Below are 20,945 nucleotides of genomic sequence, written 5' to 3'. Positions count from 1 at the left end.
CTCTGTACCGTCACAACCGCAATGCGGCGCAAAGATCGTCGTGCTCGAAGGCACTTGCCATGCGAGCGATCTCTGCGCGCTTGCAACCGACTTCCTGAGCAACCGCCTGCCATGTCCGGCTCACGTCGGCTACCTCCCGGATCATGGCCCGAGCCTGTTTCAGCGACAAGCCGAAAAACTCCGCCGCATTCTCAAGAAGGTCGACCGAACACGTCCCCTCATCGAGATCGATGTTAGTCGTCAGGATGCGCGCCTTGACGTCGGTTGGCGTGGGATTGAGGTCGTAGGCCGGCGACAACACCCAACCGTCGCGGCCGGCCCAGAGGAAACCGTGGTTGCGCAAATGGTCATCGACGTTGGAAACCAGAACATTGAAGGTCACACGACGATACAACTGCGCGGCATCGGTCCGCGCCTTCGCTCCGTGTTGTGTCAGTACATCAACCAGTTCGGGATAGCTGCCGCGTTGGCCGTCCCGCGATCCTGTCATCGACATTGCCGAGAGAAAGGGAATGCGAATACTCCCGGCGCGATCGAAGCGGCGCGACAACAGCACAGACTTGCCCGCTACCTGAAGCAGTTCGTGATGCGGGGTGGAAATACCGGCGCGTTCAGCCAGGCGCAGGGCAACTTCCTCCCAGGCCTCGATACTGTATTCGTCGGTCTCCTTCGGGAATTTGGCAATCGACAAATGGCCATACTGGTCGATGACCGAAGCCTTGGGACGTGCGCCACCGAGTGACGACCCGGGCGCGAAGATCAGTTGCAGATCATCATCGGTTTCCTCGTCCCGCAAGATGCGCTCAGTGATCTGAAGCAGCCGCCCCAATTCGATCAGCGCGGGGACACCAGCGGGCACGGGCGCCTGGAATTCATCTTCTCCATTCCAGCGGAATCGCAGCGCGCCCAAGCGCGTTTCGTCAGCTACGCCCAGCAGATAGTCCAGTTCACCGAGCGTGCGGACGCGCCGTCCTTCACGTTCGGCTTGTCGACGCTCCGCGCGCTGCATGAGGCGACGCCCCCACGTATCGGGCGCCGAATCGCCGATCGAACCAAAGACGGGTTGATCTGGCGGCGGCGGGAAGACACCACGCGTCAACGCAAGCGCCGGCTCAATCGAAAAGCGCTCGTCGTCGACGAGCCAAGCCTCATCATATTCGAACGTGACCGTTTCTTCCCGACGCGACGCATGGCGCCTGAGCAACCCCACCGGTCGCAGTGAGCCATCGAGATCGATGTATACCTCGACATCAGCCATGGTCACCTTTCCCTCCTGCACGAGGCAATCGGACGCGCTGAGGCAAAGCCGCGGTTGCAAGTGACTGTCCCACTGTATCCCGGGCAGCATCGGCAACCCCCCGTAGTCCATCCAGAAGCCCAAGCGCCTGCAGCACGGCCGCGTAGATGCCGATACTCACGCCCGGATCGCCCGCCTCGACGCGCTGCAGAGTCGCTCTCGACGTAAAGGCCCGCTCGGCAATCACCGCCATGGTCAACCGGCGGCGGCGGCGCGCGTCGTGAATGTCGGAGCCGAATTTGCGCAGGGCCCGCCGGACGCCGGCGGAAGGAGTATGAGGGGTCGGCATTTTGCTATCTTCATGAGTCTCTATACTTGGTTAATGTATCACGAAGATAGCATTTCTTCCCCGATAGTCGGCATCGGCTGAGTGGCTCGACGTCGGATGCTGACTTCGGCTCGCCATCCAGCCAGGTTCCGGTCGAGTTCGACCACATCGCGAAAAACTCGTTTCCACTACGAACCGGAAGCCGTGCCAGGTGACGGAGCTGACGCCAGCCCCACTTGGCGAGGTGCGCTGCATCGAGCCGCCGTCTAATCGAGGACGAGCCAGGCTCGCTCATATAATGAGTCACAGCAATGGCAATGTACTGACAAAATGCTACGCTCGGTAACTCAGATTCGGCAGAGTTGCCTGACCGGGGGAGGAGACATGCGAGAAGAAGAGGCGCTCCTATTTCGCCACGTGAGCGCGGATCGAGGTGTCCTATATCGCCAGATCCTGGATGTTTTTGCCTCGGCGCGGCGTCAGTTTCGGCTGCAGTTGCGGCCTGACGACGTCCTGGCTGAAGGAACGTCGGGCTCGCCCCCGCCTTCCCTGGAAGACTTGAATCAGGCTCTCACCCAGCTAACCGCTTGGGGGAATCTCGAAACACAGGCTGACATGAGTCGTGCTTCGAGCCTGAGCATGTTCTATCGGGCGCGTCTCTTGTACCGGCTGTCCTTGCGTACAGGTCGCGTCGTGTCCGCCATTCTGCCGCCCTTAAGCCAGCTGTCGGCCCATTCACCAAAGGTCTTCGCGGCAGCTCGCCGCTGCTTTTCCCGCTGTTTCTCCACTGCCGGCGACCTGCCCTCACGGACGGCACGACGGGCGTCCAGCAGTTTTTCCCGCGCGAACGCCAGCGAGATGCCCCCTCGACCATAGCGGCCGATGGTCAGCGTTTCCCGCCGCCCGTTCACGCGGTAGTCGTATCGAAAAGAAATGGTGCCCGCCGGAGAGACTGCGACATACATGCCGTCGCGGTCGGCGATCTTGTACAGGGCTGTACGGGGCTTGAGGTTGCGAAGTGCAAATTCGGTGAGCATCTTTTCTCGTTCTCGTGGTTGGTACAACTTTTACCGTCATCAACCACGAGCCCTGGATGTGCCCGCAAACCCGCACCACGCCTAGCTTTTTGGAAAAAAATCTACCGTCACGCCCGAATTGCGCTGTCGGTAGATTATCGAGTCCGGATAATGAATAAGATGGATACCGTCTCTTTTGCCGTCATCTTGTGACGCAGACGTCCTTGGCTGTCACTGGAATCGCCGAAAAATCCTTTTATATTCAATGACTTGAAATCCGCATTCGAGCAAGTAAAGACTTCTCGCGCAGATTCAAGCCATTGATTTTATTGGGAATTTTTTACCGCCTACTCCCACTCGATTAGCAACCACCAGCCGCAAACCCAACGCTGCGCTTGACTCGGGTCCCATAGCGCCCGCCGATACCGTCAGCGATACCGGCATTCCCGCCCGGCACTCAACAGCCGTAGGTGGGCCGCATCGGAAAATCAGCGCCGCCTGCTTAAGAAAGATTGTCTAAGCCATGCATCTCCAGATGACTTCGGAAGTTGATACCGTCAGCGATACCGTCAGGTCACAACTGGCTAACTGAGCCGGTCGGCGGCTGATCGACCCATTCCGGTCGTCCGACACATGGCGGACTTGTCGTCGGATATCAGATCGGCAGCGGTCATTCGTCGAGGCTGTGCTGGACACCTGCTCGGACGCCACGGGCCCGGTTTGTCTACCGACTTGACTTCTAGATGGCACGAACCGAAAGCAATGCGAAAGGTACCGAAACGTTGCGCATGCGAATGTCTTCGCCAAGCGCATCGCCTCGCCGAAGTGACGCTCGATTGCCACGTGCTTGTGCTCGACGGTAATAAGCCAACGGTCACCCGCCCGGCACTGTCGAAGTCCCATTTCGGGCATGAAGATAACAACCAGCGCCAAGGAGCGGCGTCACCTGTCTCCGCGTGCACAGCTTCGGCTCGTGGAGCAAATTCAATCGGGGGCGAGCTATCGCAACGATTCTAGCCGTCGATCGCTCCAGTAAGTTCTGGCGCAACCGTAAAAAGATCGCCGACCAGACCATAATCCGCGACGCTGAAAATCGGCGCTTCTTCGTCCTTGTTGATCGCAACGATGACCTTCGAGTCCTTCATGCCCGCCAGATGCTGGATCGCGCCGGAAATGCCGACCGCGATGTACAGCTGCGGCGCGACGATCTTGCCGGTCTGGCCGACCTGATAGTCGTTCGGCACGTAGCCGGCGTCGACGGCTGCGCGCGATGCGCCCATGGCTGCGCCGAGCTTGTCGGCCAGAGGCTCAAGCACCTTCGTGTAGTTCTCGCCGCTGCCCAGACCACGGCCACCCGACACGATGATGTTCGCCGACGTCAGTTCCGGACGGTCGAGCTTCGTCACTTCGCGGCTCACGAACTGCGAGATGCCGGAGTCGGCCGCAGCTTCGACCTTCTCGACCGACGCGCTACCGCCTTCCGCTGCAACCGGATCGAAGCCCGTTGCGCGAACCGTGATGACCTTGATCGCATCGGCCGATTGCACGATCGCAATCGCGTTGCCCGCATAGATCGGGCGCTCGAATGTATCGGCCGAGTCGACAGCCGTGATGTCGCTGATCTGCGCGACGTCGAGCTTCGCGGCGATACGCGGCGCGATGTTCTTGCCATAAGCCGTTGCCGGCGCGAGGATGTGCGAATAGTCCTTCGCGATGTTCAGCACCGTCGCTTCGACGTTTTCCGCAAGGCCTTCGGCCAGTTGCGGCGCGTCCGCGAGCAGCACCTTCGCGACGCCTGCGACCTTCGCAGCAGCATCAGCCGCGCCTTGCGCGTTGTGGCCAGCGATCAGCACATGCACGTCACCACCGATCTTCTGCGCGGCGGCCACCGTGTTCAGCGTCGCCGCTTTCAGCGCCGCGTTGTCGTGTTCAGCAATTACCAGAATCGTCATTTCATTCGTCTCCGTGTGCCCGAAAAATCAAAGCACCTTGGCTTCGGTCTTGAGCTTCTCGACCAGCGTCTTCACGTCGGCCACCTTCACGCCAGCCGAGCGCTTCGGCGGCTCGCTGACCTTCAGCGTCTTCAGACGCGGCGTCACGTCCACGCCCAGGTCTTCCGGCTTCACGGTTTCCAGCGGCTTTTTCTTCGCCTTCATGATGTTCGGCAGCGTCACGTAGCGCGGCTCGTTCAGCCGCAGATCGGTCGTCACGACTGCGGGGAGCTTCAGCGACAGCGTTTCCGCGCCGCCATCCACGTCGCGCGACACGGTCGCCTTGCCGTCAGCAACAACGACCTTCGAGGCGAACGTCGCCTGCGGCAGATTCGCGAGCGCAGCGAGCATCTGGCCGGTCTGGTTGGAGTCGTCGTCGATGGCCTGCTTGCCGAGAATGATCAACGAAGGCTGCTCCTTGTCGACCAGCGCCTTGAGCAGCTTGGCGACGGCGAGCGGCTGAAGGTCTTCACCGGATTCGATCAACACTGCGCGATCCGCGCCGATCGCGAGCGCGGTGCGCAGCGTTTCCTGCGCCTGCGCCACACCCGCCGACACGGCGATCACTTCCGTCGCGACGCCCGCTTCCTTCAACCGCACCGCTTCCTCAACCGCGATTTCATCGAACGGATTCATCGACATCTTCACGTTGGCGAAGTCGACGCCCGTACCGTCCGACTTGACCCGGACCTTCACGTTATAGTCGACCACTCGCTTTACACCCACTAGCACTTTCATACCGTCTCCTTCGAATGTGTCGAAGCCGGGCGCGCCGCCGTTGACGAACGGATCATGTCAGCTGCGCGCTCGGCCAGCATCAGCACCGTCGCATTAGTGTTGGTCGAGGTTATCGACGGCATCACCGACCCGTCGACGATGCGCAGCCCGGTCGTTCCGCGCACCCGCATTTCAGAATCGACGACGCTCCTTTCGTCCTCTCCCATCCGGCACGTGCCAACCGCGTGATACACAGTCGAGCCATTGTCACGCACGTATTGCAGTAACGCCTCATCGGTGTCCGCCTGACGGCCAGGTATCGTTTCGTCGACGATATAGCGGGCGACCTCGGGCTGCGCGAAAATCCGGCGGCCGATCTTGAGTCCTTCCACCATCGTGTTGCGGTCCAGTTCGCTGCTGAGGTATGACGGTGCGATCGTCGGCGCTGCCGTGATCTCGCTGCTGGTGATGTGCACGTGCCCACGGCTTTCCGGGCGCATCTGCCAGACGCCGCAGGAGACACCGGGCTCCGACTCCAGCACCCCGATCCGTCCTTCGGCGAAGCTGCCTGGCGCGATCACGAACTGCACGTCGGACCGGGTTGCGAGCCGCGTCTGTGCAAAGCCGCCGACGATCGCCGCGCTATACGTCAGTACGCCGGTGCCCGACACGACGTAGCGCATCGTCTCGTGCGCGAGGGCGAGTCCGTGCGAGCGCTCGTTCGCGGTACCTGCACCCCGTACCCGATAGCCGAGCCGGACTACATAGTGATCTTGCAAATTGTTGCCGACGCCCGGTAACGCAATGCGTGTTCGAATGCCCGCATTGTCGAGCACGTCCTTATCGCCGATGCCACTCATTTCGAGCAGCCTGGGCGTGCCGATCACGCCGGCGCTTAGAATGACCTCGCGGGTCGCGCGAAACTGCATCGAAACGCCTGCGGTCGTCGTCGCATTGACGCCGCTCACGTGCTTGCCGTTCATTTCGAGCCCGGACACCTGCACGCCGGTCACCACCGTGAGGTTCGGCCGCGCCATTGCAGGCCGCAGATAACCGCGCGCTGCGCTGGACCGGCGACGTCCGTCGCGGGTTTGCTGGTAGTACCAGATCGACGGACCGCGCGTGTCGCTGTTTGGATCGTCTACAAACTCGAGACCGGCCTTTTGGGCGGCTTGCACGACCGCACCGCAAATCTCCGGCGGATTCTTCACCCGGCTGACCTGGATCGGACCATCGGTGCCGCGTTGCGGACTGTTCCCCTCGGTCCACGTTTCCGAGCGACGATAGAACGGCAGACAATTGTCGAAGGTCCAGCCCTTGGCGCCCAACTGCTCCCAGCTATCGATATCCTCCGCAAACGGGCGCACATAAAGCAGGCCGTTGATCGCGCTGGACCCGCCGAGTCCGCGTCCACGCGGAAACAGGATTGCACGGCCGCCGGTCTCGGCGTCGGCCCGCGTGCGATAGCGCCATGTCACGGTTGGATGGTCGAGCAATCGCACGAAGCCGGCCGGTACGTGGATGAACGGGTGACGATCGCGCTCGCCGGCTTCGACAAGAATCACTGAGACGTTCGGATCTTCGGTGAGGCGGTTTGCGAGAACGCAACCCGCCGTCCCCGCGCCGACGATCACGTAGTCCGCTGTGTACGAATTCATGATTTCGCTCCGACAGCGGCCGGTTCACGACCTTCGAGTGCTGCGATCTCCTCCTCGGCGAAACCGAATTCGGCAAGTACTTCAGCCGTGTGTTGTCCGAGCATAGGTGGCGGACGGCGGTAAGCTACCGGGCTGCCGCGAAAATTCACCGGACTCGCGATGTTCGTTATCGTGCCCGCAAGCGGATGTTCGATCTGGATGACCGCGCGGTTATGCGCGATCTGCGGGTCCTCCGTCAACGCGGTGTGATAGTCCTGCACCATCGCGCACGGCACGTCCGCGGCACTGAGCTGCCTCACCCAGTACTCGGCGGTATGCAGCAGAAACTGCTGTTCGAGGATCAGGTCGAGCGCATGCCGATTCGCGGTCCGCGCGGTGTTGCCGACAAATCGCTCGTCGCTCAGCAAGTCTTCGCGGCCGAGTGCCCTGCAAAGGTTCTGCCAGAATTTTTCGGTGAAGCAAGCCGCGAAGAAATAGCGGCCATCGGAGCCCTGATAGTTGCGATACGGCACCATCGTCGGATGGCCGCTGCCGAGGCGCTCCGGCGCTTTGCCGCTTCTTAGTGTCTCGCCGTCGCGAGGGATGGTGCTGAAAAGCGCAGCCGACAGCAGCGACGTATCGATGCGCTGACCTTCGCCATGCCGTTCACGATGCAACAACGCCGCCGAGATGCCGAACGCGAGCAGCGCAGCCGCGCCGAAGTCGGGCAACGGCGCCCCGAGCCGAACCGGATTGCCGCCGGCTTCGCCCGTCATGTCCATGAGACCTGCGACAGCTTGCACGATCGGATCGTTTGCGGGCCACGCGGCGTAAGGACCGCTCTGTCCGAACGCCGACACGCTTGCATAGACGATCATCGGATTGCGCGCTTTCACCGCCTCATAGCCGATGCCGAGCCGATCCACCGTGCCCGGTCGGAAGTTTTCGACGACGACATCCGCCTGCTCCGCCATGCGCAGAAATGCATCGCGTCCTTTCGGCGATTTCAGGTCGAGGCGGATGCTGCGCTTGTTACGGTTCTGCGACAGGAACTGCACGCTTTCGCCTTCGACGAATTGATTGCCGAGATTGCGCGAGAGGTCACCTGCGTTCGGTTCCTCAACCTTGATCACGTCCGCGCCGAGGTCGGCAAGCAGCACTGTACCGACCGGACCTGCGGTCATGACGGTGAGATCGAGAATGCGGTAGCCCGACAACGGGCCGACTTGCTTCTTATCCATGATTTGCCGCCTGGGAATGCGATGCGTCCGTGAATTCGGGACGGGGGTAATCGAGCACGTCGAAGGTGAGACGGAACGGGTCGGCCTCACCGCGCGTGATGGTCAATGCGTGACTGAAACGGTCGTCGTCGCGCTCGGGATAATCGGTGCGATAGTGGCTGCTGCGCGATTCGCGCCGCTCGATACACGCCTGCACGATGACGTCGGCAGTCGTTGCCATGTTGTCGATCGTCAACGCATCGATCACTTGATGGGGCGTCGCCCCGCCCCCTGCTGCAAACTGCGCGCGCGCCTCGCGAGCGGCGGCTAACGCGATGTTCAGACCGCTTTCCGTCTTCTCGACGAGGCAATGCGCCTGCATCGCTGCACGCAGATCGGAGGCGATACCTTGAGCGTCGAACGACGCATTCGGTTTCAGCGCCGTTTCGAGGCGCCGTGCAAGCGGCGCCACATCAGACGTGGCCGGCCCCGCGCTGCCGCGTGCGAATGCGGCCGCACTCACGCCTGCGCGATGACCGAAAACCTGACCTTCGGCAAGCGAGTTGCCGCCCGGACGATCGGGACCCCGCACGCCGCCCGCAAGTTCGCCGATCACGAAGAGCCCCTCGATGGTCGACATCGCGTCGGTGTTGGTCATGCGGACACCGCCATTCAGGCATTGAAAAGCAATCCCGACGTCGAGCAGATCGCGCTTCGGATCGAGTCCCTTGGCGCGCATCCAGCGCAGGGTGTTCGGAATGGTGGCCGCCAAGCGTTCCTCGGCGATGTCGGCGAAAGAGAAATGCACTGCGCCGCGTTCCGTGCCTCTGCCCTGCGCGATTTCCGTTGCGATCGCGATATCGATGTAGCGCGACTCGTTCGAGATGGTGAACGGGAACACTTTCTCGTCCATCGCAGCCTCGGGCGTCACGCCAGTCGGCAGATAGTCCGAAAGGAATTCGCGACCGTCGCGATTGAGCATCTTAGGATGCAGGATGAAGCACGACTTGCTGAAGAGCTGCACGTAAGGGTGCACCATCGCCGGCCCGAACTGGTGGAATTCCATGTTCACGAGTTCTGCGCCATGCCGGAAGCAGATCGCCTGGCCGTCGCCGGTCATCTCCGCTGTCGACACCTGCTGCGAGAACAGACCGTGCGCGCCGCCCGTGCCAAGCACGACGGCCCCCGCCGACACAACCAGCAGCCGCCGCGAATCGAGGTCCATCGCGACCACGCCGCTCACGCGCCCTGTCGAATCGCGTAGAAGGTCGATCAGCGCCGCTGGTTGACGGGTCTCGACACCGAGCCTTCTGGCCTCGTCCGCGAGCGCGGTGACGAAGGCTTTGCCGGTTTTGCCCTTCACGCCGAGCGCCCGCGCATAGCTGCCGAAGTCGCTGCGAATGAGCTTATAGCCATCGTCGATGCGATCGAACGGCACGCCGAGTTCGATCAGGTCAGCGATGCGCTGCGGTGCGTCCTCAGCCAGAACGCGCACCAGCTCGCGGTCGATGAACCCAGCTGCCGGACGCATCGTGTCTTCGTAGTGGACCGTTGCGCTATCGTCGGGACTGCCGTAGCCGGATGCCCCCATGCTCATGATTTCGCTGGCGCCGTGCACCGTACTGCCACCCTGTCCGACCGGCGCCTTGGCCAGCATGAGGACCTTCGCACCTGCCTGTGCCGCGGACACGGCAGCACGCGACGCCGCGCCGCCACCGCCGACCACCACTACGTCGGCTTGCGTGTAGTCGACGCCAAAGCCCAATTTCTCCAATGTCCGAACTGCCGTCACGTCTGTCTCCGCTTACGATTTGAGCCCGCGCGCCACGATGTTGCGCTGGATTTGATTGGTGCCGCCGAAGATCTGGAACATCTTGGCTTCGCGGTAGTGACGCTGCATCGCGTATTCCGCGGAGTAGCCATTGGCACCCATGATCTGAATGCCGTCGGTCGCGACCTGCACGTAGGTGTCCGACGCGAAGTACTTTGCCTGCGACGACTCCACGTCGCAGCTGTCGCCTTCGTCGAGCAGCTTCGCCGCCCGAAACGCCATCAGGCGAGCGGCATCCACGCGCGTCTGCATATCGGCGAGCAGATGCGACACGGCCTGGAAGTCGATGATGGACTGCCCGAACTGTTTGCGGTCATTCGCATACCAGCGCGCAAGATCGATCGCCGCCTGCGCGCCGCCCACACACATCGCCGACAACGCGATACGCTCCTTCGACAGCACCGTGGTGAGCTTCTTCCAACCCACGTGCAGGCCGCCCACGATCATGTCCTTCGGAACACGTACTCCGTCGTACACCACTTCGCACGTCCGGATAGCGTGGCCGCCGAGCAAATCGATTGGGTTGATGGTCAGGCCTCTCGATTCCTTCGGTACGAGGAACAGGCTGATCCCGTCGTGTTTCTTCGCTTCCGGATTGGTGCGCACCGCGGTCAGAATGTAGTCGGCCTGCAGCGCGCCGGAAATCCACATCTTTGTGCCGTCGAGAACGAAGTCGTTTCCGTCGGCCACGCCGCGCGTCGTCAGCGAGGCGGCATCCGAGCCGGAGCCGTTTTCGCTCAGTGCGAAGGCAAGAAAGGCACGCCCTTCGGCTAGCTTCGGCAACACGAGGGTCTTGATCTCGTCTGTAGCAAAGCGCGCGAGCGCGCCGCCCACCATGTTCACGTTGGCATTCCAGAAGCGCGCGAGCGCAATGGTGTGATACGCGACGACCTCCAGATAAGCGGCCATGTCGAGATAGCCTCCGACGCCGCCGTACGCTTCTGGCAGCGTGATGCCGAACCATCCCTGTTCGGCTGCCACCTTCACGAGTTCCTGCGGGAAGCGTTTCTCTTCGTCGCACTGGCGAACGTATTCCGGCGATGCATGGCGCGTCAGCACGCGATTCACCGAATCTCGAAATTCGAATTGATCGGCATTCAGATAGGGTTTCAGGTCGCGCCGGTTGACCAGATTGCTTGCGTATTCGGGGTTCATGACGTCTCCTTCTTGACCGATCAGGACGCCTTGCGTTGCGCCATTTCTTGTTGCGTCTCGCCGAGCGGGATTGCACGCAACATCTGCGAACGCGACTTCGCCCCCGTCATCAGGAAGGCAAGATCCGAGCCGCTGAGAATGAAACGCGCGCCTTTTTGCACGTAGGCGGTCATCAATGCCTCGTCGTACACCCCGCCGACGCCCGGCACCTTGCCGTGCCGGCGACATGCGGCGCACACGGCGTCGACGGCGGCCGCCACACGCACATGGCCGAGTTGTCCAGTGATACCGAGATCCGCCGCGAGATCGGTCGCGCCGACCAGCAGCACGTCGATGCCCGGCACCGCAGCGATCGCGTCGGCGTTCTCGAGCCCTTCGCGGGTTTCGATCATCGCCACGACCAGCACCTCTTCGTTGATCGCGCGGACCACATCGGCGATGGGAAGAGCCTTGAAGCCGACCTGCGGCAACATGCCCGGGATCGACCGTCCGCCGGCAGGCGGGAAGCGGCACATGTCGGCGATCCGCGCGGCCTGTTCGGGTGTACTCACGTGCGGCACCACGATGCCCATCGCGCCGGTATCGAGCAGGCGAGTCGCGTGGAACGGCTCGTGCCCCGGCACGCGGATGATCGGCGTCACGCCGCCCACGAGGGCGGCTGCGCAAATCTGTGCGGCCGTGTCGATGTCCATCGAATTGTGTTCCATATCGATGAACAGCCAGTCGAAACCCGCCGTCTGCGCAATCTGCGCGATGTCGACGGTGCGGGCCTGGCGCAGCCCCATGCCGAGTGCCAGTTGACCCGCGGCGAGTTGTGCTTTCGCGTGATTCTTGATGCTTCGCATGATGGATTCTTCCGTTCAGGCGCTGGCGTCGAGCGGCTCGTCGTTCGCCAGTTCGAGGTTGATGAATTTGGTGTCCATGTAGTCGCGGATTGCGTTCGGTCCGCCTTCGCGTCCGAACCCGCTGTCCTTGCTGCCGCCGAATGGCGTCTCCGCCGTCGACGCCACGAACGTATTCACGCCGACCACGCCGGCCTGCAGGCGCTCCGTGGTTTCCAGGGTGTTGCGCATCGAGCGCGTGAAGACATACGCCGCGAGTGCGAACGGCAGCCGGTTCGCCTCGGTGATGACTTCGTCCATCGTCGTGAAAGAGGTGAGCGTCCCGACCGGGCCGAACGGTTCGTCGTTCATGAGGCCGATGTGCGAAGCGGGGTTCGCGACGAGCGTCGGCTCGTAGAACCAGCCACGACCGAATTGCGCGGGGCGTCGGCCACCGCACAGCACGCTGGCGCCTTCACTCACGGCTTCATCGACGAGACTTTCGATCGCATCGCGGCGCCTGGACGTGGTCAGCGGACCGAGATCGGTGTCCTGCTGCAACGGATCGCCGACGCGAAGCGCCCTGGAGCGCTCGACCAGCGCCTTGACGGCATGGTCGAAGATCGATTCGTGGATATAAAAACGCGTCGGCGACGCGCACACCTGGCCGGCATTGCGAAACTTGCCGAGTGACGCGAGATGCGCAAAAGCGTCGATGTCGGCATCGCGATGCACGATCACGGGCGCATGGCCGCCGAGTTCCATCGTGACCTTCTTGAGGGTCTGCGCGGACATTTCGACGATCTGACGGCCGACAGGCACCGAACCGGTGAAGCTGATCTTTGCCACGCGCGGGTCGGCCATGATCGTCGGCGTAATCGTGTCGGGTTTGCCGATCACCAGATTCACCGCGCCCTCGGGGAAACCGGCATCGACGAAACAGCGCACCAGTGCCATCGTCGCGCCGGCCGCTTCGTTCGACGGCCGGATCACGATCGCGTTGCCGGCGGCCAGCGCCGGGCCCATCTTGCGGGCCAGCAGGAGCAGCGGGAAATTCCACGGCGTAAAGGCGGCGACCACCCCAAGCGGCTCGTAATGCACCAAATACCGTCCGCCCTTGACGCGACCTTCGTAAGACATGCCGAACACACGGCGCGCTTCGTCGGCGAACCAGTCGATCGACTCAGCGGACGCATTGGCTTCCCCACTGGCCTGTGCGACCGGCTTGCCTGTTTCCAGCGCCACGATTCGCGCGAGCTGCGGCGTGCGTTCGCGGATCAGCGTCGCTGCCCGGCGCAGCAGCGCCGAGCGCTCCCACGGCGTGAGCTTGCGCATTGCGGCTGAGGCCTCGGTCGCGGCGTCGATGGCCTCCGTGACCTGGGCCCGGCTGGCCAGCGGCAGATAGCCCAGCCGCTGTTCCGTCGCCGGATTGATGGAAATCTGGCCGTTGTCAGCCGTCGCGGCTTGCCAGCGGCCTCCGAGCAGCAAGCCGTGCTCGCGGTAGTGCGCTTCTAGTTCCATTGCCTCCTCCTGATAGGTATCGCGGATGTTCCCGGCTTTGTAGGTGCTTTCCCGGGCTCATATTGCATGCACTCTTTTTCTTATATCAACACCTTGACATCGAAGTGTCAACACTTTTAGAGTGTGTGTCAGCGAAATGCTGTCAGTCGTATGCATTTCCGTCGCTGAGGTCACAAGAAGAACGCCACCGGCACCGCCGAATGCGTCACTCAGCATTTCCTTTCATGGAGCGAGACGAAATGAGTTCGTATTCCCGTCGTACCTTTCTTCAAACCCTCGGAGCCGCCACGGTGGCGGCGACGGGGACCGTCGCTTTGCCATCCCTCGTTCGGGCGCAGACCGCGCAGTTCAAGCTGAAGTACGCGAACAACCTCGCGCTGTCCCATCCGCTCAACGTTCGCGCGAAACAAGCGGCGGACGCCATCAAGAACGAATCAGGCGGCCGTGTCGATTTGCAGATTTTCCCGAACGGTCAGATGGGCACGGATACAGACATGCTGTCGCAGGTTCGCTCGGGCGCCATCGACTTCCTGACTCAGGGTGGCGTGGTGCTGTCGACCCTCGTGCCGGTCTCGGCGATCAACGGCATCGGCTTCGCGTTCAAGGATTACAACCAGGTCTGGGCAGCAATGGACGGCGAGCTCGGGAGCTACATTCGCGCGGCGATCTCGAAGGTCGGCCTCGTCGCGATGGAGAAACCGTGGGACAACGGCTTCCGGCATCTGACGAGCTCGGTCAGGCCGGTGCAAAGCCCGGCCGATCTCAAAGGCCTGAAAATTCGCGTGCCGGTCAGCCCCCTTTGGACCTCGATGTTCAAGGCGCTCGACGCCTCGCCCACCAGCATCAACTTCAGCGAGGCGTATTCGGCGCTGCAAACCAAGGTCGTTGATGCAGAAGAAAACCCCCTCGCTCTGATCGAAACGGGACGCTTCTATGAAGTCCAGAAGTTCTGCTCGCTGACCGGCCATATCTGGGACGGCTTCTGGTTTCTCGGCAACGCGCGGTCTTGGGGCGCGCTGCCGCCGGACTTGCAGACCATCGTGGCGAAACACCTGAACGCGGCCGCAGTGGCTGAACGCGCGGACGTCGCCGCACTGAGCACATCGCTGATCGGAAAGTTGCAATCGCACGGGATGGCGTTCAACAAGCCCGATATCCAGCCGTTCCGTGCCGCGCTGCAAAAAGCCGGCTTTTACGATCAGTGGCGCAAGAAATACGGCGACGAAGCCTGGGCGTTGCTCGAAAAGTACACGCAGAAGTTCGCATGAGCGCGGACCATCGAAGAGTTTCCGGAGAGCGAGTCATGACTTCCCAAGTTCATCCCGAACAGGTGTTCGCCCCAGACATGGGCGTCCCGAAAGACCGACATCCGACATCGAAAGTCGTGCGCGTCGGCAGCGCGCTGGAAACGGCAATCAAGTGGATCACCGAAGTGCCCGCCGCGTTGCTGCTGGTGGCCGAGGTCGTGCTGCTGCTCACCAACGTTACCTGCCGCTACGTGCTGCAGGATCCGTTGATCTGGGGCGATGAACTCGCGTCGATCCTGTTCATCTGGCTGTCGATGCTGGGCGCGGTGGTGGCGTTGCGGCGTGGCGAGCATATGCGGCTGACGATGTTCGTCGCCAGGATGTCTCCGCAAAAACGCGCGTTTGCGGAAACGCTTGGAAATTTCATCGTGATGACGTTTGTGCTGCTGCTGGTGCGGCCGGCGACCGACTGGGCAATGAACGAGTGGATAATCAGTACGCCGGCACTGGATCTGCCGAATACCGTTTCGGCGGCCGCCATTCCAGTGGCGGCTGTGCTGATGCTCGTACTCGCCATCACCCGGTTGCTCGAACGCTCGTCGGTGCGCGATTGCGCGAAGGCTGTCACGCTGGTGGGCGGGGTCGCGATTACGCTCTACCTTGCACGGCACGCGCTTGCGCCACTGACCGCCGTCAGCCTGATCCTTTTCTTCGCCGTGGGCGTGGTCACGATCATCTGTCTCGGCGTGCCGATCATGGTCGCCTTTGGCGTGTGCACGTTTGCTTATCTCGCAACCGTCACCGGCGCACCGTTGTCGATCGTCGTGAGCACGATGAATCAGGGAATGTCCAGCCTGATCCTGCTCGCCGTCCCGCTGTTCATCCTGCTCGGCGCGCTGATGGAAGCGATGGGGCTCGCCGAAGCGATGATCCGCTTCCTCGCCTCGCTGATCGGGCATAAACGCGGCGGCCTCGCTTATGTGCTGATCGGCGCCATGTACCTGGTGTCCGGCATCTCCGGTTCGAAGGTGGCGGATATGGCCGCTCTCGCGCCGGGCTTGTTCCCGGAAATGAAAAAGCGCGGGGCGAATGAAGGCGACCTCGTCGCAATGCTCAGTTCGGCCGCGGCCATGTCGGAAACCATTCCGCCGAGTCTCGTGCTGATCACGATTGGGTCGGTAACCGGCGTTTCGATTGCCGCGCTGTTCACAGGCGGCTTCATGCCGGCGGTGGTCGGCGCGGTAGCACTCGCGGCAGTCGTCTGGTTCAGAAGCCGCGGGGAAATCCTGCAAGGCGTGCAACGGGCCTCCCGGGCCGAGGTGGGCCGCGCATTCATGATCTCGCTGCCTGCGCTCGCGCTGCCCTTCGTGATCCGCGCCGCCGTGGTCGAAGGGATCGCAACCGCGACGGAAGTGGCGACGATCGGTGTCGCTTACACCAGCGTGGTCGGTTTGTTACTGTACCGCCGCTTCGACTGGAGCCGGCTCTATCCCATTCTCGTGGAAGCGGCCTCGCTGTCCGGCGCGATCCTGATCATCATCGGTTGCGCAACGGCAATGGGATGGGCGCTTACGCAGTCAGGCTTCTCCGCGCAACTCGCGACCTTGATGATGGCAGCGCCCGGGGGCTCGCTCGGCTTCCTGGCGATCTCCGCCATTACGTTCGTGGTGCTCGGCAGCTTCTTGGAAGGTATTCCGGCAATCGTACTGTTCGGGCCGCTCCTGTTCCCGATCGCGCGTGCGATGGGTATCTCCGACGTGCACTATGCAATGGTCGTGGTATTCGCGATGGGACTGGGCCTGTTCGCGCCACCGCTTGGCCTCGGCTTTTACGCTGCGTGCGCGGTCAGCAAGGTCGATCCGTCAACCGCAATGCGCCGCGTGTGGCCCTATCTGGGGGCGTTGGCGGTGGCTCTCATGGTGATAGTGCTGGTGCCGTGGGCTTCGACGGGTTTCCTGCAATTAAAATAGGGTATCGAATGGCACAGAAAGGGCAATGGACATGAAAAACGCGTCCAACAGTGAACTGAACGGCAAGGTGAACGCGCGCGCGCCCGAGGTGATTGCGTCGAAGCTCGACGACATTCGCGATCGGGTGCGCGCCATGATTCAGCGCGGGGACTTGCGCCCTGGTGAACGGGTGAACGAGCAGGCGCTCGCAAACCAGATCGGCGTCGGCCGCAATTCGGCGCGCGAGGCCCTGCGCGCGCTCGAACATGCGGGGCTCGTGCGAATCATCCCCAATCGGGGCGCCGAAGTACGGCGACTGTCGCTCGAAGAGGCGATGGATCTCTACGAGATTCGAGCAGGGCTCGCACGCACGGCGGGACGTCTCGCCGCGCTGCGTCTGACCACCGACGAGGAGCAGTTGCTGAGCATTCTCGTCGAGCAGATGGACTCCGCCGTGGCTGAGCGCGACACCGCTCTGTATCAGACCCTGAACACCGAGTTCCACCGTCAACTCATGGCAGCGACCAAGAATCCGCGGCTGATCACGATCAACCAGGCTGTCGAGGACGAACTGACGCTTTATATTCACAAAGGCGTGTACTCGTTCACGCAGATGCAGCGTTCTTCGAAGGAACACCGCGAGCTTTTCGAGGCTCTCCGCGCGGGTCAGGCCGACGCGGCCGCACAGGCTTTCGAGAATCACGTGCAGACGGGCAAGAAGCGCATGCTCGACACCGTGTCCACCAATCCGTCCGATCGTTAATGAGCTTGGAGTCGCTTGTTGAAAACCATAGTCTTTCTGGACCGCGCGACGCTGGCGGCCGATCTACCCGATTTTTCGTTCCCGCATCGCTGGGTCGAATATTCTTCCACTACGCAAGAACAGGTGGTGCAGCGCTGCCGTGACGCGCAGATCGTCGTGACCAACAAGGTGCCGCTAACGGGCGAGGTGCTCGCGCAGTTGCCGCAACTGGAAGTCATCGGCGTGCCGGCCGCAGGTGTCAATCATCTGGATATGGAAACATGCCGGCAACGGAGCATCGAAGTAGTCGCGTGTCCTGGCTATTCGACGATCTCCGTGCCGGAGCACGCGTTCGCACTGATGCTCGCGCTGCGTCGCAACCTGGTTCCTTACTGGAACGACGTCTATGCTGGACGCTGGAGCGGCTCCGCCACTTTTTACGCTGAGCTGCATTCGATCGAGGATCTGTATGGCTCGACGCTAGGTATCGTCGGTGCCGGTCACGGTGGAAAGCGACTCGCCGAACTGGCCCGCGCGTTCGGCATGCGTGTGCTCTTCGCCGAGCGCAGGCACGCCAAGGCGGTGCGCGAAGGCTACGCTGCATTCGACGAGGTGCTGCGTGAGGCGGATGTGATCAGCCTGCACTGCCCGCTTACCGACGAAACGCAGCATCTCTTCGGTCTCGCCGAATTCGAGCGAATGAAGCGCAGCGCGTCGCTCGTGAACACCGCGCGCGGCGGCATTGTCGACGAGGCGGCGCTGATCGAGGCGCTCGACCGCAAGTTCATCGCGAATGCCGCGCTCGACGTCCTCGAGCAGGAGCCGCCAGCGGTGAATCATCCGCTGTTAGCCAGGGCGCGCAAGGATCTGATCGTGACTCCACATGTCGCATGGCGGACTCAGGTGGCGATGCAGCGGCTCGTCACACAGCTCGCGCAAGGCATCGAACAGCATTATGCGCGGCGCTGAGAGCGAAATTCGACGAGGTAGTGTTGCGCATCTTCAAGCTGCTCCGCGCCGTCGCGGCAGGCTTGGCAGCGCCAGACGGAAGCCCAGATGGTGATTCATCTCAGCGCCCAGCGCCCGCTCGATCAACGCTTTCTTGAGAGCCAGCGTCGCGGCATTGATGGCTTCGGCCGTCATCGGGCCATTGCCGAATTGTTCGAGCAGCTCATCGGGGATCGCCGGTAGGTCCGCAGGTGCGGTTTTTTGTTTGCGAGGCATATTTTCTCCTGGGGAGCATCATATGCCTTGAACACGAAATTACTGACAGGCCCGATCCGCAAGATCGGGAAAGTCCAGTGAGTGCCCGCGCGATTCGAGGGAACGGCGAAGCTGCGACCCCTGATACAGCGTGAACTTGTCAGCCGGACCGAAGTAACCATTGCGCACGACATTCATCACCGCATCCGGGAACGTCTCGCTGAAAGCGCTCAGCAGTTCAAGGCTGTCACGTTGCCGGTTGATCACCCACAGGACAACAAGCCGGCGCTGAAGCTCGGCAAGCGCTCCGGCCAATGTCGCGCCGAACTGCTCAACACCGGTCTGGCTCGTGCCGCCGTGTTGACAACGATCGCAGCGTCCCGTTGCTCGTCGCAGAAATTGACGAGGCCGATCCAGCCGTTTGCATCGTCCAGGTTATAGGCGATGCAACGTATCTCATCCTGAACCGCTTTCATTACGTCCGGATTGGCGGTATCGGTTTCTACCAGCGCCGCATGAATATCCCGCCGTAGCAGATAATCGGCCAGCGCGAGCGCAACAAAGCTCTTGCCCACGCCGCCCTTGCTGCCACCAACGAGATAGATGGGGTAAGTCGTCATGCCCATTTGAATCCTCTAAAGGTTCTCGGTGTCGGGCCGGATCTCGAATGAGAACGCGTCACGCATCACCATGCTTCCGGGCCTGCTGACTGGCTTTCCCCCATCCTGCTTTTGATTTTCCCTGACAACCTCCTCGCGCGGTACATCGGCCTTACTTACCCTCTTCACGCGAGGCGATGGCGCGGCATTGCCTCGCGCCGGTTCCTTTGCAGCCTGCCGAGCTGGCTGTTCTTTCTTCGATTGGTATAACGCGTATTTGACGGAGCCAACGCTAAAATCGACGCCCTTCTTCCTTGCATGTTCAACGATTTCTTCCAGCGTATATCCCTTCTTTCGCACCGCACCAATCACCAGACGCATCTCTTTCATCGCATCGGTAATCGAGACGCGCTGCTCGGCCTCTGGCTTGACCGGCAGTGACTCCAGAGAGCGGACAAGCTCATCCCATTGCGCCCGGGTATAGCTTTTCGCAACCGGCATGGCTCGCTCCGTCGTGCTCTCTCCATCCCATCTTGTTCACTCAGGAAGACGCAGTCAACACCTGTTCTTCGCCGGATTTTCGCTATCGGAGCGTCAGGGAATCAGACGGATCGCGCTGGAGCAAAAGAAATATTTTGGATGCGTCTGGCACGAGCAACGGACCGGTCCGATATACGGAGAACGTAGCGAAGGGATGCCGAGCAGACCCCACGACGGTGCAGGCGCAAAACGATCACAGGCAACGGACTGAATCGTTCTGGTCACCGTGATGCACACAATGGAACTGCGAGCCGACAGAGACACGATAGTCTCGCAGATTACATCCCTTACTCTGCGAACTTCCGATAGCCATGCATGCATTCGGAAAAGACCCAGCATATTTTGCAAATCAACACCCGCCCGAAGCTGTATCGACGTTGCCGATTCAGCGCGCGCGATTGTCGACTCCAACAGCGCCATCGCAGACATCTGGCATTCAAATATCGGCCGTGGATCAGATCACTACGCAGGAATTTGCCCGCACAGTACGCAGACTCGATCAATCGATATCCCGCACTTACGCGGCGCGGTACGCGGTCGCGCAAAGAGAGACCAGCGGACTTATTGGGAGTATCCTGCGGACGCCACTGGTTACCTCACGGAAATTCTCGACTAACCTCGCCGAGAGCGTTTAGCCAGCAGATAAAAAACGACATTGAAACAAGGGATGGCAGGATAGGCTACCGCCGGATTTGGGCGCCGTATGCAATGTCTGTAAATCGGGGACGACGGATTTGCGCGTTTAGTCAAGTCGGTCTCGTCGATCATCGATACCGAGGGCCTCGCCCGCAGGTGTCGGCACCGCCCCATCTCGCACCAACAGGGGCGTCTAGCGAAGCTTCCAGTGCATTGATCCGTTGAGAAACCGCACCGCGGGTGATGTTCAATGCACTGGCCGCTCGCCCGAAATGCCCCAGTTCTACGACAACGGCGAAGGTCTCCAATTGCTGGCGATCGAATACCATACTCCCCCTCGTCAGCGTCGTGCACGCGCCCGACGCGGCGCAAGGCTGACGGGCGAGGCCACGTCGGGACTACCGCTCGGGCGCTGCGAACCGGGCTCCATGCGCAAGAAACGGTAGCCCAACGCCACGCCGCCTCCCCCGTGGTATGGCTTGCGCAATCGCCTCGGTCGGCCCTGATGGACGCTCGGCTACAATCAGCGAATCGATACCGTGGGTTAGCGATACG

General features: G+C 61.7%; 15 protein-coding genes and 5 pseudogenes. 5 read left to right on the top strand and 15 right to left on the bottom strand.

What is annotated here, in order from left to right; translation table 11 throughout:
- Positions 1-10 precede the first annotated feature (10 nt).
- Positions 11-1,258 carry a type II toxin-antitoxin system HipA family toxin gene (locus tag P5W98_RS06910; RefSeq protein ID WP_421079425.1) on the bottom strand — a complete coding sequence of 416 codons (1,248 nt, stop codon included), beginning with the start codon at positions 1,256-1,258 and terminating at the stop codon, positions 11-13.
- A complete protein-coding gene (locus P5W98_RS06905; protein ID WP_434662480.1) occupies positions 1,251-1,490 on the bottom strand; it encodes an XRE family transcriptional regulator in 240 nt (79 codons plus the stop codon). Before P5W98_RS06905 ends, P5W98_RS06910 begins: the two co-directional genes overlap by 8 nt.
- A 405-nt stretch (positions 1,491-1,895) precedes the next feature.
- Between P5W98_RS06905 and P5W98_RS06900 the strand changes: the two are divergent.
- Positions 1,896-2,207 (top strand): annotated as a pseudogene (locus P5W98_RS06900) (DUF2397 family protein); the annotation flags it as partial.
- Between the two features lie 32 nt (positions 2,208-2,239).
- On the opposite strand, the pseudogene P5W98_RS06895 reads toward P5W98_RS06900, so the two are convergent.
- From P5W98_RS06895 to P5W98_RS06855, 9 genes and pseudogenes are all read right to left on the bottom strand, one after another.
- Positions 2,240-2,602, bottom strand: a pseudogene (locus P5W98_RS06895) (Arm DNA-binding domain-containing protein); the annotation flags it as partial.
- A gap of 992 nt (positions 2,603-3,594) precedes the next feature.
- Positions 3,595-4,533 (bottom strand): electron transfer flavoprotein subunit alpha/FixB family protein, encoded by a 939-nt coding sequence (locus P5W98_RS06890; RefSeq protein WP_421023883.1) that lies wholly within the window; start codon positions 4,531-4,533, stop codon positions 3,595-3,597.
- A 27-nt stretch (positions 4,534-4,560) separates the two neighbouring features.
- A complete protein-coding gene (locus P5W98_RS06885; protein ID WP_421023882.1) occupies positions 4,561-5,310 on the bottom strand; it encodes an electron transfer flavoprotein subunit beta/FixA family protein in 750 nt (249 codons plus the stop codon).
- Positions 5,307-6,947, bottom strand: coding sequence for a GMC family oxidoreductase (locus P5W98_RS06880; protein WP_421079423.1), 1,641 nt, complete (start codon positions 6,945-6,947; stop codon positions 5,307-5,309). Before P5W98_RS06880 ends, P5W98_RS06885 begins: the two co-directional genes overlap by 4 nt.
- Positions 6,944-8,167: a CaiB/BaiF CoA transferase family protein gene (locus tag P5W98_RS06875; RefSeq protein WP_421079422.1), complete on the bottom strand. Its 1,224-nt coding sequence runs from the start codon at positions 8,165-8,167 to the stop codon at positions 6,944-6,946. The genes P5W98_RS06880 and P5W98_RS06875 overlap by 4 nt, the downstream gene beginning before the upstream one ends.
- A complete protein-coding gene (locus P5W98_RS06870; RefSeq protein WP_421023879.1) occupies positions 8,160-9,938 on the bottom strand; it encodes an FAD-dependent oxidoreductase in 1,779 nt (592 codons plus the stop codon). The genes P5W98_RS06875 and P5W98_RS06870 overlap by 8 nt, the downstream gene beginning before the upstream one ends.
- A gap of 12 nt (positions 9,939-9,950) precedes the next feature.
- Positions 9,951-11,132, bottom strand: coding sequence for an acyl-CoA dehydrogenase family protein (locus P5W98_RS06865; RefSeq protein ID WP_421079420.1), 1,182 nt, complete (start codon positions 11,130-11,132; stop codon positions 9,951-9,953).
- 20 nt (positions 11,133-11,152) lie between these two features.
- The gene (locus tag P5W98_RS06860; protein ID WP_421023877.1) at positions 11,153-11,977 is read right to left on the bottom strand and encodes an HpcH/HpaI aldolase family protein; all 825 of its coding nucleotides are present in this window, start codon (positions 11,975-11,977) and stop codon (positions 11,153-11,155) included.
- Positions 11,978-11,992: 15 nt separating this feature from the next.
- Positions 11,993-13,474, bottom strand: coding sequence for an NAD-dependent succinate-semialdehyde dehydrogenase (locus P5W98_RS06855; protein WP_421023876.1), 1,482 nt, complete (start codon positions 13,472-13,474; stop codon positions 11,993-11,995).
- A 239-nt stretch (positions 13,475-13,713) separates the two neighbouring features.
- On the opposite strand from P5W98_RS06855, the gene P5W98_RS06850 reads away from it, so the two are divergent.
- The 4 genes from P5W98_RS06850 (at position 13,714) to P5W98_RS06835 (ending at position 18,381) form a co-directional block, all read left to right on the top strand.
- The gene (locus P5W98_RS06850; RefSeq protein ID WP_421025208.1) at positions 13,714-14,742 is read left to right on the top strand and encodes a TRAP transporter substrate-binding protein; all 1,029 of its coding nucleotides are present in this window, start codon (positions 13,714-13,716) and stop codon (positions 14,740-14,742) included.
- Between the two features lie 77 nt (positions 14,743-14,819).
- Positions 14,820-16,691: a TRAP transporter large permease gene (locus P5W98_RS06845; RefSeq protein WP_421079585.1), complete on the top strand. Its 1,872-nt coding sequence runs from the start codon at positions 14,820-14,822 to the stop codon at positions 16,689-16,691.
- 31 nt (positions 16,692-16,722) lie between these two features.
- Positions 16,723-17,433: a GntR family transcriptional regulator gene (locus tag P5W98_RS06840; protein ID WP_421023875.1), complete on the top strand. Its 711-nt coding sequence runs from the start codon at positions 16,723-16,725 to the stop codon at positions 17,431-17,433.
- Between the two features lie 18 nt (positions 17,434-17,451).
- A complete protein-coding gene (locus P5W98_RS06835) occupies positions 17,452-18,381 on the top strand; it encodes a D-2-hydroxyacid dehydrogenase (protein ID WP_421023874.1) in 930 nt (309 codons plus the stop codon).
- Between the two features lie 55 nt (positions 18,382-18,436).
- On the opposite strand, the pseudogene P5W98_RS06830 reads toward P5W98_RS06835, so the two are convergent.
- The 4 genes and pseudogenes from P5W98_RS06830 to P5W98_RS06815 all read right to left on the bottom strand — a co-directional run.
- Positions 18,437-18,636, bottom strand: a pseudogene (locus tag P5W98_RS06830) (IS256 family transposase); the annotation flags it as partial.
- Positions 18,637-18,687: 51 nt separating this feature from the next.
- Positions 18,688-19,241: pseudogene (locus tag P5W98_RS06825) on the bottom strand (protein mobD); the annotation flags it as partial.
- Between the two features lie 9 nt (positions 19,242-19,250).
- Positions 19,251-19,715 carry a hypothetical protein gene (locus P5W98_RS06820; protein ID WP_421023873.1) on the bottom strand — a complete coding sequence of 155 codons (465 nt, stop codon included), beginning with the start codon at positions 19,713-19,715 and terminating at the stop codon, positions 19,251-19,253.
- An 814-nt stretch (positions 19,716-20,529) separates the two neighbouring features.
- Positions 20,530-20,719: pseudogene (locus P5W98_RS06815) on the bottom strand (LysR family transcriptional regulator); the annotation flags it as partial.
- Positions 20,720-20,945: the final 226 nt, after the last annotated feature.

Source organism: Paraburkholderia sp. A1BS-2L, from assembly GCF_051125205.1.
Taxonomy (GTDB): domain Bacteria; phylum Pseudomonadota; class Gammaproteobacteria; order Burkholderiales; family Burkholderiaceae; genus Paraburkholderia.
The sequence above is the reverse complement of the archived record's forward strand: the minus strand, read 5'-3'. Positions and strand labels throughout refer to the sequence as shown.

What these genes read in the sequence shown, in the direction of transcription:
- P5W98_RS06910 (WP_421079425.1), bottom strand. Translation starts at nt 1,258, where the DNA reads ATGGCTGATGTCGAGGTATACATCGATCTCGATGGCTCACTGCGACCG.
- P5W98_RS06905 (WP_434662480.1), bottom strand. Translation starts at nt 1,490, where the DNA reads ATGGCGGTGATTGCCGAGCGGGCCTTTACGTCGAGAGCGACTCTGCAG.
- P5W98_RS06890 (WP_421023883.1), bottom strand. Translation starts at nt 4,533, where the DNA reads ATGACGATTCTGGTAATTGCTGAACACGACAACGCGGCGCTGAAAGCG.
- P5W98_RS06885 (WP_421023882.1), bottom strand. Translation starts at nt 5,310, where the DNA reads ATGAAAGTGCTAGTGGGTGTAAAGCGAGTGGTCGACTATAACGTGAAG.
- P5W98_RS06880 (WP_421079423.1), bottom strand. Translation starts at nt 6,947, where the DNA reads ATGAATTCGTACACAGCGGACTACGTGATCGTCGGCGCGGGGACGGCG.
- P5W98_RS06875 (WP_421079422.1), bottom strand. Translation starts at nt 8,167, where the DNA reads ATGGATAAGAAGCAAGTCGGCCCGTTGTCGGGCTACCGCATTCTCGAT.
- P5W98_RS06865 (WP_421079420.1), bottom strand. Translation starts at nt 11,132, where the DNA reads ATGAACCCCGAATACGCAAGCAATCTGGTCAACCGGCGCGACCTGAAA.
- P5W98_RS06860 (WP_421023877.1), bottom strand. Translation starts at nt 11,977, where the DNA reads ATGCGAAGCATCAAGAATCACGCGAAAGCACAACTCGCCGCGGGTCAA.
- P5W98_RS06855 (WP_421023876.1), bottom strand. Translation starts at nt 13,474, where the DNA reads ATGGAACTAGAAGCGCACTACCGCGAGCACGGCTTGCTGCTCGGAGGC.
- P5W98_RS06850 (WP_421025208.1), top strand. Translation starts at nt 13,714, where the DNA reads ATGAGTTCGTATTCCCGTCGTACCTTTCTTCAAACCCTCGGAGCCGCC.
- P5W98_RS06845 (WP_421079585.1), top strand. Translation starts at nt 14,820, where the DNA reads ATGGGCGTCCCGAAAGACCGACATCCGACATCGAAAGTCGTGCGCGTC.
- P5W98_RS06840 (WP_421023875.1), top strand. Translation starts at nt 16,723, where the DNA reads ATGAAAAACGCGTCCAACAGTGAACTGAACGGCAAGGTGAACGCGCGC.
- P5W98_RS06820 (WP_421023873.1), bottom strand. Translation starts at nt 19,715, where the DNA reads ATGCCGGTTGCGAAAAGCTATACCCGGGCGCAATGGGATGAGCTTGTC.